Source organism: Pseudomonas sp. Con_6 (assembly GCF_059379395.1).
On sequence record NZ_CM182011.1, the window covers coordinates 4,629,677 to 4,642,009 of the forward strand.

Sequence of the window (12,333 nt, forward strand, 5' to 3'; positions counted from 1 at the left end):
CCTATTACAGCAATAAGAAAGGAGTACCCAAGTTGGTTGATTACATCGTGGTAGGCGGAGGCCCGGCTGCCTGTGCAGCGGCCTCCCGGCTTACGGAAGATTCGAACGTTTCGGTCACCTTGCTCGAACAGGGCTCGCGGGACTGGAACCCCTATATCCACATGCCCGTGACCTACTTCAAGACGGCCAAGGGCAACCTGCTGACCCGTTACAAGCTCGAACCACAGCGCGAACAGAACGGCATCACCCCGGAAATGGTCCAGGGGCGCGTGCTCGGCGGTGGCAGCTCGGTCAACGCCATGGTCTACATGCGCGGCTGCCCCGAGGACTACGACAACTGGGAGGCCATGGGCTGCACTGGCTGGTCGTACAAGGAAGTGCTGCCGTACTTCAAGCGTAGTGAAGACAACGAGCGCTTCGCCGGCGAAGCCCACGGCCAGGGCGGGCCACTGGGTGTGTCGGACCAGCGGGCCACCCATTACCTCACCAAGAGCTGGGTCAAGGCCGCGCAGCAACTGGGGATCCCCTTCACCGCGGACTTCAACTCCGGCAAGCAGGAAGGCGTCGGTTTCTACCAGGTGAAGATGCGCAACGGCCTGCGCTGCAGCGCTGCGGTGGCGTACCTCAACCCGGCACGCAAGCGCCCCAACCTGAAGATTCGTACGGGCTGCCAGGTCCTGCGGGTGTTGGTCGAGAACGGTCGCGCCTATGGCGTGGAGTACCGCCAGGGCGGCCAGGTCAAGGTGCTGCGCGCCGAGAAGGAAGTCATCGTCAGTGCCGGTGCGGTTGGCTCGCCGACCCTGCTGCTGCGCTCCGGGATCGGCCCGGCCGAGCACCTGCGCTCGGTTGGCGTGCCGGTGGTCCACGACCTGCCGGGCGTCGGGGAAAACTTCCAGGACCATGTGGACATGTTCCTGATCTACGAACTGACCGGCCCGCATAGCTACGACAAGTACAAGAAGCTGCACTGGCAGGCCTGGGCCGGTCTCCAGTACCTGCTGTTCCGCAACGGCCCCATCACCTCGAACATCTGTGAAGGCGGTCTGGTCTGGTACGGCGACAAGAATGATCCATTGCCGAACCTGCAGTTCCACTTCCTGCCCGGCGCCGGTGTCGAGGAAGGAGCGGAAACCACTCCGAGCGGCAACGGCTGTACGGTCAACGTCTATCAGACCCGCCCGCGTTCGCGCGGTACGGTACGCTTGCGCGACGGCAACCCGGACACCCCGCCCCGGGTGGACCCGAACTACCTGTCCGATCCGTACGATGTCGAGCAGCTTGCCGAAGCGGTGCGCCTGGGCATGGAGATCATGGAGCAACCCGCCCTCAAGCCGTATGTTGCGCACGTGCACCGCCCACGCCATCCGCTGGCGACGCACGAGGAACGTGTGCGCTTCGTCCGCGAAACAGCCCAGGGCGCTCTGCACCCTTCAGGCGCCTGCAAGATGGGCACCGACGCCATGGCGGTGGTCGATCCGGAGTTCCGCGTGCATGGCCTGCAAGGCCTGCGGGTGTGCGATACGTCGGCAATGCCGGCGCTTGTTTCGGGCAATACCAGCGCCCCGTCGATGATGCTTGGCGAGCGCCTGGCCGACTTCATCAAGGGCCGTCGTTCGCTGCTCCCGCAATCACGGCAAGACGCGATCCAGGTAGCCGAGCCAGCCAAGGCTCACGTTTGAGCCTGCTTCTTCACTGACGAAGGCCACCCTCGGGTGGCCTTTTTTCTTCAAGGAATTCTCCATGCAATCGATGTTCGGAACTCCCGCCTACCAACGCGCTACGCGCCTGACGTTCTTCGCCGTCGGTTTCACCATGGCGGCCTGGGCACCGCTGGTGGCCTATGCCAAACAACGCATGCTGCTCGACGACGGCCTGTTCGGCAGTCTGTTGCTGTGCCTCGGCCTTGGCTCGCTGTTGAGCATGCCCTTCGCCGGCCGGATCGCCCAGCGCATTGGCCTGAGGCGTCTCATGCAACTCTCCGGGGCTTGTTTCTGTGCCTCTCTGATTGCCCTGGCGGTGATTTTCTCTGCCTGGCAGTTCGCGGTGGCGCTGTTCATCTTCGGCGCATGCCTGGGGCTCGGCGATATCTGCGTCAACCTGCAAGGCGCCATGGTCGAGAAAGCCGCGGCCAAACCGCTGATGTCGGGCTTTCATGGGCTGTTCAGCGCCGGAACCTTCGCCGGAGCGGCAGGCGTCACCCTGCTGTTGAACCAGGGCGCCACGCCCCTGTGGGCAGCGCTCACGGCGGCGCTGATAGCGTTGGCAATCCTGTTATTGGCGCGCGGTCACCAGATTCGCGAACTCGAAGCCCTGGACAACGCAGCATTCCTCTGGCCCAGAGGCGTGGTACTGCTGATGGCTGCACTGGCGTTCATTTGCCTGCTGATCGAAGGCGCCATGCTCGACTGGAGCGCGCTTTACCTCAAAGGGGTTCACAGCGTGCCACTGGAGTCGGCGGGCATTGCCTACAGCGTGTTCACCCTGGCAATGACCTGCGCACGCCTGGTCGGGGACCGGCTGGCGCGCTGGCTCGGCGACAGTGTGCTGCTGATCGGTGGCAGCGCCTTTGCCCTGCTCGGCTTTGTGCTCGCCCAGACCTCATCGCTCACTGGCGCTCTCATCGGCTTCGCGCTTGCCGGACTGGGCATGGCCAACGCCGTCCCGATCCTGTTCCGCGCCGCGCTAACCCAGAATCGTATGCCCGCTGCAGCCAGCCTGAGTACGGTGGCGACCATCGGCTACCTGGGGATCCTGCTCGGGCCCGGCTTCATCGGCCACCTGTCCGAACTGACCTCATTGCACACTGCATTCTGGTGCCTTACCGCAACCCTGCTGGTGCTGTGCCTGTTTGCCCGACCGGCAGTGACACGCGGCCTGACAACCGGGTGAGAACGTCTTCTCACTATTGAGAAACTGCCGAGAAGCAACTTCAAGCCATTGATTTTAATGAATAAAAAAAATGGCATAGCGATTGCTCTGTCCTGATCAGACAAGAAATCCCGCGATTCCCGGGGATGCACCGAACGGTCAGGAGATGCCATGAGTTATCCAGAAGTCAAACTGCTCATCAACGGTCAATGGCGTAACGGCGGTGATGCCGTGCGGGGCGAAGTCAGCAATCCCGCCACCGGCGAGATCATCGGCAGCTTCGCTCATGCCAGCCGCGCCGACCTTGACGAGGCGCTGCTGGCTGCACAGGCCGGCTTCAAGGCCTGGCAAGGCATCTCGGTTTTCGAGCGCAGCAAGATCATGCGCAAGGCGGCCGGTCTGATGCGCGAGCGAAGCGAAGCCATCGCCACTCTGATCACCGTCGAGGAAGGCAAGCCGCTGGCTGAGGCCCGAATGGAAGTCAATGGCGCCGCCGACCTGGTCGACTGGTTCGCCGAGGAAGCCCGGCGCACCTATGGCCGGCTGATCCCGTCTCGCGCCAGCAACGTAACCCAGCAAGCGATCCGCGTTGCCGTGGGCCCGGCCATTGGTTTCACCCCCTGGAACTTCCCCGTCAGCCAGATCCTGCGCAAGATCGCCCCGGCACTGGCCGCTGGCTGCTCGATGCTGATCAAAGGCCCCGAGGAAACCCCAGCAGCACCCGCCGCGATGTTCGCCTGCTTCGTCGACGCCGGCGTGCCCGCAGGCACGCTGCAGTTGGTGTATGGCGTGCCAGCAGAGATCTCCGATCATTGCATCCCCAGCCCGATCATCCGCAAGGTGTCCTTCACTGGCTCGGTGCCGGTAGGCAAACACCTCGCCGCGCTCGCCGGCCAGCATATGAAGCCAGCCACCATGGAGCTGGGCGGGCATGCACCGGTGATCATCTGCAACGACGCCGACCTTGAAGCCGCCTGCGCTGCGCTGATCGCCTTCAAGTTCCGCAATGCCGGCCAGGTGTGCATTTCCCCGACCCGTTTCCTGGTCCAGGACGGCGTTCATGACCGTTTCGTCGAAATGTTCCGGGATGCAGCGGCCCAACTGAAGGTCGGTGACGGCCTTGATCCGTCGACCCAGGTCGGTCCGTTGATCAACGAACGCCGCCTGCAGGCCGTGGAACGCCTGGTGGACGATGCCGTGACCAAGGGCGCGCGCCTGGAAACCGGTGGCGTTCGCCTGGACCGCCCGGGCCACTTCTATGCGCCGACGGTGCTGAGCAACGTCAGCCACGACATGGACATCATGAACGAAGAGCCTTTTGGCCCGGTGGCACTGTTCATCCGTTTCCGTCATCTCGACGAAGCCATCGAGGAAGCCAACCGCCTGCCCTTCGGCCTCGCCTCGTACGCCTGGACCCGGCGCCAGGCCGATATCCACGCCCTGACCCAGGGCGTGGAGGCCGGCATGCTCACCATCAACCATCTGGGCCTGGCCCTGCCAGAGACCCCGTACGGCGGCATCAAGGATTCCGGACATGGGTCCGAGGGTGGCAGCGAAGCCCTGGACGGCTACCTGCACACCCATTTCGTTTCCTGCCTGCACGCCTGACCCCCCAGGCCGGCTGCCGTCGCAGCCGGCTTTTATCGAGGACACCGCCATGATCGAACAACAATTCAAAGAAGCCATGGGCCGGTTCGCCGGCGCCGTCACCGCCATCACCACCTTCGCCAACGAACAACCGGCCGGCCTGATCGCCACCGCCGTGTGCAGCCTGTCGTGCGAACCGCCTTCGGTGATCGTGTGCGTGAACAAGACGGCTTCGGCCCACGACCTGATCCTCAACAACGGCTATTTCGGCGTCAGCCTGCTGGCGCCGGCCCATGCCCACGTAGTCAGCCGCTTCAACAGTGCCAAGGGTGCCGAGCGCTTCGACCTCGACGACTGGGTCCTGGACAACGGCAAGGCGCCGGTGCTGAACAACGCCCCTGTTGGCCTGGTGTGCCGCATCGGCAACTGCTTCGACGGCTTTTCCCACACCATTTTCGTCGGTCTGATCGAGTCGATCGCGCTGTGCGAGGCGGACCTCAACGAGTGCCTGCTCTGGAAAGGCCGTGGCCTGCACCAGGCGGTCGAGTATGTGGCCAATCGTTGAACGCCCCGGAGCACTGAGCATGACCTTGATGGCCACCCCGCTGCCCGGGCTGATGCAGGATCTGCTGTCGACCGTAAAGATCGGCTGGCGCGCCGAACGCGGCCGGCTCAACCTCGGCCCGTCCGACAGCCTGGCCCAGCGCGAGCTGGTCAGCGATGTTCGCTGCATGCCTGGACAACGGGTCTACCGCCTGGGGCGTGAAGAAGTGGCTCGCGACCTGCGAGCCCTGGCCCGGCGCCTGTTCGAAGCACCGTTCGCCAGCTTCGCAGCCAGCAGCGCGATCCAGGCCAACCAGGCGGTATTGCGGACGCTGCTGCAACCGGGAGACCGGGTGCTGTGCCTGCCCGATGCCGAACTGGAAACCACGCTGGACACGCTCTACGTGTCGGCCACCACGCCCCGCCTGGTGCGCCAGCGCGCAGTGCGTCTTGCCAATGGACTGGTGGACTACCCAGCCCTGATCGATCAGGTGCTGGCCGACCCGCCACGTTGCATTGTCGCCGGATATTCAAGCTACACCCGTCATCACGACTACCGGGCGTTGCGCGCACTGGCCGACCGGGTCGGCGCGATCCTGGTAATCGATATTTCGAGGGTCGCCGGCCTGATCGCCGCCGGCTTGCATCCCAGTCCATTGGCCTGGGCAGACGTGCTGACCGGCGCTACTCACAAATCCCTGCAAGGGCCGCGCGGCGGCTTCTTCATGACCCGGGACGAGGCGCTGTTCCGGCGATTCCAGACAGTCTTCGAGCAGCGTTTCGGTACCGTCATGCCGCAACGGGTGCAACTGGGGTTGCTGCGCTGCCTGCAACAGGCGAGATCGCCGCTGCAGATCGCCCAGCAACAGTTGGCACTGGATAACGCCCGTGCCATGGCCGAGGTCTTCAACAACCAGAAGCTGCACGTGCTATCCGGCGGAACCGACATCCAGGCCGTGGTGCTGGACTCCGCTGCCCTCGGGTTGACCGGCCGCCAGGCCAACGTAGCGCTGGGCCGCCTGGGCATCAGCCTGGAACGACGCTCCGACCTCGAAACCACAAGCCTGATGCTCTGCACCCTGCCGGTCAGCGCACGCGGCATGGGTCCCCAGGCGTGCGCCCACCTGGCCAGCGCCATCGGCAGCACATTGCAACAACGCCACGACCTGAAAACCGTAACCCTGGCCATCGCCAGCGTGGACCGGCTGTGCGCCGACCATCCGCCCTTGCTCAGTGCCATGGATCACCTGCTTCTCCAATAACCCCCCTTGCAAGCCCGGCCTTGCAGAGCACAACAACACTGGAGCTCACATGAAAGTCATCGCAGCAAAAGTCTTCCTGGTGGAAAGCGGCTACGTCAAACCGATCATCGTCGAACTGACCACCGACCAGGGCATCACCGGTATCGGTGAAGCAGCCATCGCCTACGGCCTGGGTGCCACCGCCGCCGCCGGCATGATCAAGGACCTGTGCGAGCGCGTCATCATCGGTGCCGACCCGTTCCGCATCGAAGAGCTGTACTCGAAGATGTACGACAATTCCTTCTGGGCCAAGGGCGGCGGCGCCATCGTCTTTGCCGGGATCAGTGCCATCGAGACCGCCCTGTGGGACATCAAGGGCAAAGCAACCAACCTGCCGATCTACGAATTCTTCGGCGGCAAGGTCTTCGATGAAGTACCGGTCTACGCCAACGGCTGGAACTATCACTGCTTCGACGCCGCGTCCTGGGCACAGGCTGCCGAGCGGCCGATGAAGGACGGTTACAAAGCACTCAAGTGCTATCCGCTGGCCACCCAGGATGAAAAAGGCCGCCTGCAGCATGTGCAGCGTCGGGCACATGATCGTGATTTCACCGAGCTGGCCTATCAGCGGGTCAAGCAACTGGTGGAAGTCACCGGTGACGCAGCCGAGGTGTACATCGACCTCAGCGGCGGCATGACCACTGCCGAAACCATCCGCCTGTGCAAGCGCTACGAGGATCTGGGCATCACCTGGATCGAGGAGCCGTGCGATGCCTTCGACGTCGGCGCCATGGAAAAGATCGCCAACGCCACCCAAGCCTCGATGGCGGCCGGCGAGCGACTGTACACCCGCCAGGGCTTCCGCCGCCTGATCGAGAAGCAGATCGTCGATATCGTCCAGCCAGATGTCGGCAACACCGGTGGCCTGGGCGAAACGAAGAAGATCGCGGCCATGGCCGAGGCCTACAACATGCGCGTCGCCCCGCATAACTGCGCAAGCTCGCTGTGCACTGCGGCGACCATGCAGGTGGCTGTGACGCTGCCAAACTTCATGACCATGGAGATCTACCCGTACTTCAGCGATTCACCGAAGTACGTGCAGGTTGTGCAGGGCGCTCCGGAAGAGCGAATCGCCGATGGCAAGCTTGGCATCACCGCCGAGCCCGGGCTGGGCGTCACCCTGGATCAAGCGGCCATCGCGCCTTACCTCTGGGCTGAATGCAAAGCTCAGTGATTTCCCACCATTGATGAAGAAGGCCGCGATTGCGGCCTTTTTCATGCTCGCCAGTCGTCACATTGATGAGAGCCCGACGGGCTCGATGGAACACGCTCATGGAAGTTTTCAGCAGTCTTTCGATCAGAGCACGGATCTGTCTGTTGGCCGGCCTGTGCATCACCGCGACCGTTGCCGCCCTGATTGGTAGCGCCTTGTATCTTTCCAACCGCTCGGTACTCATGGTCAAACAAGCCAGCGCCGACATGCTCCAGCAGGATGCGCAAACGTACCTGAGCGAGGTCGGGCGCGCCCAGGCCAGGCAAACGGAGGCGTTCTTTCTACAGGCAGCGGAGTTCGGCCAGACCTTGAGTCGGCAGCTCATGCTCGAGCGCGACAACAAACGAGCCATGCAAACCAGCGAGAGCGACATCCGCATCGCTATCGGTAATGCCCTGGCCATGCAGGTGAAGCAAAACCCCCTGCCCTTCGGCGTGGGCGTAGCGCTGCAACCGGCCGACCAGGATCAGTCCTTCATCAACAGGGGCGCCGAGGGCAACGAGCGTGGTCGCTTCGCGGTGTACCGCTCGACTCATATACCCAGCTACACCATCCCTGAAAAGGAAATCGTCGACGACGGTACGACAGCGACCTACTGGTACACCTGCGCCATGCAGCGTTCGGCCGTCTGCCTCACCAACCCCTATACCTATACCGACGCTTCGGGTGTCAGCACCCTCATGGCCACGGTCGCAGTCCCACTGCGCATCACCGGGCAGGCCGAAGGCGTAATGAGCGTCGATATCAGCCTCGCCAGCCTGCAAAGCCGCGTCACGACGGCTTCCGATCAACTGTATGGCGGACATGGCAGGGTGCTGCTGGCGAGCCCGGATGGCCAGGTGGCCGCCGACAGTCTTTCCCGTGAGCACCTGGGCAAGCCCCTGACGACCGTGGAAGCGGACTTCGGCACATTGCTGAAAGCTGCACCGGGCCCTGGAGGGGCCAAGGTCCTCCAGCTCGGCGACGACATGCTCGCCGTCACACCCTTCCAGGCGCCCGATGGCACTTGGTGGACGTCGCTTGTCGCCGTCCCCATGAGCCATCTCCTTGCACCGTCCCGGGAATTGGGAGCGCAGCTGGACAGCGTTTCCACACATAGCATGCAGATCCAGTTACTGGTTGGCAGCGGCGTAGCGCTGGCTGCCCTGCTGTTGATCGCCTGGCTGGGTCATGCGATCAGCCAGCCGATCACGCGGGTGGCGGTTGCACTCGGTGATATCGCCGACGGCGACGGCGACCTCACACACAGGCTGAGGCATCACCAAAACGATGAAATCGGACGGCTGGTCGGTGCGTTCAACCGCTTCCTCGACAAGTTGCAACCGGTTATCGCCGCTGTCACCCGCTCGGTGAATGACACCCGGGCTACCGCTGACCAGGCGGCCTCGGTAGCGGCCACGGGGTTGTCCGGCATGCAACAGCAGTTCAGGGAGATCGACCTGGTCGCGACGGCCTCTCAGGAAATGACCGCTACCTCCCACGAAGTGGCCCGAAGCGCCGCCCAGGCCGCCAACGCCGTGGCGGATGTGGATACAGCGGCACAGGAAGGGTTGCGCGCCATCAGCCATACCAACGACGTGATTGTCCAACTTGCCGGACACATCGACCAGGCGCAGCAGGATGTCTCGGGGCTGGCGACCAGCAGTGACGAGATTGGCGGCGTACTGGAGGTCATTCGCTCGATCGCCGAGCAGACCAACCTGCTGGCCCTCAACGCAGCGATCGAGGCTGCAAGAGCTGGAGAGTCCGGCCGTGGGTTTGCCGTGGTAGCCGACGAGGTTCGCAACCTGGCGCGACGCACCCAGGACTCGGTCAGCGAGATCCGCGGCGTGATCGAACAACTGCAAGCCGGTACGCATGTGGTGGTCAAGGCCATGCAACGCAGTCACGCCCAGGCCACCAGCAGTGTGGAAGAGGTGCGGCGGGCGAGCAAAGTGCTGGATGAGATCAATGGCGCGGTGGCCGTCATCAACGACATGAACCTGCAAATCGCCAGCGCGGCTGAGGAGCAGAGTGCAGTGTCCGAGGAGGTCAGCAAGACGGTCATCGCGATCAGGGACGTGACCAAGGAGTTGGCGACGCAGTCGGAGCATGCCGCCGCCATTGGCACCAGCCTCAATGAATTGGCCAATGTACAGCAGCGGCTGATGTCCAGCTTCCGGACGTGACCGTGACAGCGACGGGTCGGTCATGCGCTTCTCAGGACTGAGCCGGCATCATTGCATGGATGAGAAAGGGCCGCTCAAACGCCATGCGCCTGGCCTGGTGGCCCCTGTCAAAGCCAGGTTCTACAAGGCTTCGCGAAAAATGACGCGCGCCGAGGCCCACTTGGCGCGCGGATTGAATGGCCAGTGGACATCCCGGTTCTGCAACAGGGCCGTCCCCCTGGAAAACGCCTGCATAGGATTTGACATGACAATAAGCGTATTTGACCTGTTCAAGGTCGGCATCGGCCCTTCAAGCTCGCACACCGTGGGGCCGATGCGCGCAGCAGCGACGTTCGCCCGGCAACTGGGCGAACAGGGGCTGCTGCCACTGACTCGCAGGGTCGAGGTACGCCTGTACGGTTCCCTGTCTGCCACCGGGGTCGGTCATGCAACCGACAGGGCCTGCCTGCTTGGGCTGATGGGACAGTGGCCTGACAAAATAGCGCCCGAGACCATCGAATCGCGGATTGAAACCCTGCTTCAGGAGCGGTGCCTGATGCTGAACGGCAGCCACCCTGTCGAGTTCGATTACCACCGCGATATGTTGCTGCTCGATGAGGAACTGCCCTTCCACCCCAACGCCATGCGCCTGGACGCGCTTGGCGAAGCGGGTGTCATCCAGTCCAGGACTTATTACTCGATTGGCGGCGGCTTCATCGTGGAAGACAGAGAAGTCGATGCGCCAGCCTCTGGCCCATCGAACACACCACTGCCCTACGAGTTCTCGAGCGCCGATGAACTGTTGCGGCTCTGCAAGGCGTCCGGCTTGTCCGTCAGTCAATTGATGCTGGAAAACGAACGCGCCTGGCGCCCTGAAGCAGCCATCCGCACCGGCCTCCTGGATATCTGGACAGCGATGCGCGAATGTGTCGACAACGGCCTGCGAAACGAGGGAATTCTGCCTGGCGGCCTCAATGTGCGGCGTCGGGCGGCGAAGTTGCATCGCAGCCTGCTCGACGCAGCGAAGCCCAACGTGATCTGCTCGACGTTGAGCGCCATGGAATGGGTCAATCTCTTCGCCTTGGCCGTCAATGAAGAGAACGCCGCTGGCGGGCGAATGGTGACGGCACCCACCAATGGGGCTGCCGGCATCATCCCGGCGGTGCTTCATTACTATATGAAGTTCACACCAGACGCCAGCGAGGATGATGTTGTCGATTTTCTGCTGGCGGCTGCGGCTGTTGGCATTCTGTGCAAGAAAAACGCCTCTATTTCGGGAGCTGAGGTCGGTTGCCAGGGGGAAGTCGGATCAGCATGCGCCATGGCAGCGGCGGGTCTGGCGCAGATCGTCGGAGCCTCTCCCGCCCAGCTTGAAAACGCAGCCGAAATCGCCCTGGAGCACAACCTCGGCCTCACCTGTGATCCGGTGGGAGGGCTCGTCCAGGTTCCCTGCATCGAACGTAATGCCATCGCCGCCGTCAAGGCCATCAATGCCGTGCAGATGGCCCTGCGCGGCGACGGTGAACACCTCATCTCGCTGGACCAGGCAATCAAGACAATGCGAGATACCGGAGCGGACATGCACTCCAACTACAAGGAAACCTCCAAAGGTGGACTTGCAGTCGCATTCGTTGAGTGCTGAAGGTTTATAGCGTTTGTTCGGAGTAAGGTAGGTAGGCAAGGTGAAAAAACCATCACCGATGGCACCTGCGGCCATCATGCGCCAAGAAGCAACCCAGGTCTTGATCTACCAGTACATTGCAACGCGGGCCGGTACATCGCCAGGAACCATCAGGCACGTGCCCGCCCCCAGGGGGCTCGGATTCCTTGTACCCAATTGTGAACCTGAAAATCGCGGATACTGCCGGCTCCGACAGTTTCCCGCACAACGAAAAAAGGCCCCGAAGGGCCTTTTTTCTTTCGATCCAGAGACTTTTCAGCACTCTGGATCGCCATATTTGGAGCGGGAAACGAGACTCGAACTCGCGACCCCGACCTTGGCAAGGTCGTGCTCTACCAACTGAGCTATTCCCGCGTCGTCTTGATGGTGGCCATTGTATAGAGTTGAAATAATTCGTCAACCCCTTGATTCAAAAAACTTTATTTCTTTTCCGAACCTTCCCGCAGGTGCGGCCAGGCGGCCCGCAGGTACTGCACCATCGACCACAGGGTCAGGCCCGCGGCGACCATCAGCAACGCATAACCCAGCACTACCCAAGTGCTCAGGGTCGCCGGGTTGGCCAGCAGGATCACCAGCGCCAGCATCTGCGCGGCGGTCTTCCACTTGCCCAGGTTCGACACCGCGACATGCGCCCTCGCCCCCAGCTCGGCCATCCACTCGCGCAGCGCCGAGACGACGATCTCACGACCGATGATCACCGCCGCCGGCAAGGTCAACCACAGGTTGGCATGGACCTGCACCAACAGGACCAGGGCCACCGCGACCATCAGCTTGTCCGCCACCGGGTCGAGGAAGGCGCCGAACGGCGTACTCTGCTGCAGGCGCCGGGCCAGGTAGCCGTCGAGCCAGTCAGTGGCGGCGGCGATGGCGAAGACGCTGCTGGCGGCTACGTAGCTCCAGTGATACGGCACGTAGAACAGCAGAATGAAGATCGGGATGAGCAGTACGCGAAGAACGGTAAGCAGGTTCGGGATATTCATCGGGACAACTGGC

At 62.8% G+C, this 12,333-nt stretch carries 8 protein-coding genes, 1 tRNA gene and 2 pseudogenes; 9 read left to right on the forward strand and 2 right to left on the reverse strand.

Annotated features, from left to right (window positions below; translation table 11 throughout):
• Window positions 1–32 precede the first annotated feature (32 nt).
• The 9 genes and pseudogenes from AC5QPF_RS20510 to AC5QPF_RS20550 all read left to right on the forward strand — a co-directional run bounded on the left by AC5QPF_RS20510 (window position 33) and on the right by AC5QPF_RS20550 (window position 11,301).
• Window positions 33–1,679 (forward strand): GMC family oxidoreductase N-terminal domain-containing protein, encoded by a 1,647-nt coding sequence (locus AC5QPF_RS20510; RefSeq protein WP_494959634.1) that lies wholly within the window; start codon window positions 33–35, stop codon window positions 1,677–1,679.
• Window positions 1,680–1,740: 61 nt separating this feature from the next.
• A complete protein-coding gene (locus AC5QPF_RS20515; protein WP_494959635.1) occupies window positions 1,741–2,889 on the forward strand; it encodes an MFS transporter in 1,149 nt (382 codons plus the stop codon).
• A gap of 150 nt (window positions 2,890–3,039) precedes the next feature.
• Window positions 3,040–4,476 carry an aldehyde dehydrogenase family protein gene (locus AC5QPF_RS20520; RefSeq protein ID WP_494959636.1) on the forward strand — a complete coding sequence of 479 codons (1,437 nt, stop codon included), beginning with the start codon at window positions 3,040–3,042 and terminating at the stop codon, window positions 4,474–4,476.
• A 49-nt stretch (window positions 4,477–4,525) separates the two neighbouring features.
• Window positions 4,526–5,020 carry a flavin reductase family protein gene (locus AC5QPF_RS20525; RefSeq protein WP_019098956.1) on the forward strand — a complete coding sequence of 165 codons (495 nt, stop codon included), beginning with the start codon at window positions 4,526–4,528 and terminating at the stop codon, window positions 5,018–5,020.
• Window positions 5,021–5,039: 19 nt separating this feature from the next.
• Window positions 5,040–6,260 (forward strand): hypothetical protein, encoded by a 1,221-nt coding sequence (locus AC5QPF_RS20530; protein ID WP_494959637.1) that lies wholly within the window; start codon window positions 5,040–5,042, stop codon window positions 6,258–6,260.
• 49 nt (window positions 6,261–6,309) lie between these two features.
• Complete coding sequence (locus tag AC5QPF_RS20535; protein WP_494959638.1) at window positions 6,310–7,473, forward strand: enolase C-terminal domain-like protein; 1,164 nt, start codon at window positions 6,310–6,312, stop codon at window positions 7,471–7,473.
• Between the two features lie 440 nt (window positions 7,474–7,913).
• Window positions 7,914–8,774, forward strand: a pseudogene (locus AC5QPF_RS20540) (cache domain-containing protein); the annotation flags it as partial.
• Between the two features lie 396 nt (window positions 8,775–9,170).
• Window positions 9,171–9,680 (forward strand): annotated as a pseudogene (locus AC5QPF_RS20545) (methyl-accepting chemotaxis protein); the annotation flags it as partial.
• A gap of 244 nt (window positions 9,681–9,924) precedes the next feature.
• A complete protein-coding gene (locus tag AC5QPF_RS20550) occupies window positions 9,925–11,301 on the forward strand; it encodes an L-serine ammonia-lyase (RefSeq protein ID WP_494964218.1) in 1,377 nt (458 codons plus the stop codon).
• A 317-nt stretch (window positions 11,302–11,618) separates the two neighbouring features.
• Here the strand turns inward: AC5QPF_RS20550 and AC5QPF_RS20555 are convergent.
• Window positions 11,619–11,694, reverse strand: a tRNA-Gly gene (locus AC5QPF_RS20555).
• 65 nt (window positions 11,695–11,759) lie between these two features.
• Window positions 11,760–12,320, reverse strand: coding sequence for a CDP-diacylglycerol--glycerol-3-phosphate 3-phosphatidyltransferase (gene pgsA, locus AC5QPF_RS20560; protein ID WP_494959639.1), 561 nt, complete (start codon window positions 12,318–12,320; stop codon window positions 11,760–11,762).
• Between the last annotated feature and the right edge of the window lie 13 nt (window positions 12,321–12,333).